General features: G+C 65.3%; 1 protein-coding gene. It reads right to left on the bottom strand.

Annotated elements, in window-relative coordinates; translation table 11 throughout:
* The coding region (locus tag FXV83_RS43730; RefSeq protein WP_235940631.1) for an Ig-like domain-containing protein at positions 1–294 on the bottom strand (294 nt) is incomplete at both ends.

Here is a 294-nt window from a genome sequence, read left to right as displayed (position 1 = left end):
CCTGCACCGAGCTGACCCCATGGGCATCGCTCACCGTGCCTGACAGGCCCAGGGTATTGTCCTTCGTCGTTCCCCCGCTGGTGATGGTGGGGGTCGCGCCCGTATCCGTGGTGATCGTGGTGCTGATCGTCTCGGTCGGCGGCGTCGTGTCGACCGTCGCCGTCAGCGCAGACGTGGTCGTGGTGTTGCCCGCATTGTCAGTGGCCTTGGCGGTGAAGCTGTGGCTGCCGTCAACAAGTGCTGCCGTTGTGTAACTCCAGTTGCCCGCGCTGATTGTCGCCAGACCCAGCAGGG

Origin of the sequence: Bradyrhizobium hipponense (assembly GCF_008123965.1) — a bacterium.
Taxonomy (GTDB): Bacteria; Pseudomonadota; Alphaproteobacteria; order Rhizobiales; family Xanthobacteraceae; genus Bradyrhizobium; species Bradyrhizobium hipponense.
This window is presented reverse-complemented; position numbering and strand designations above follow the sequence as displayed.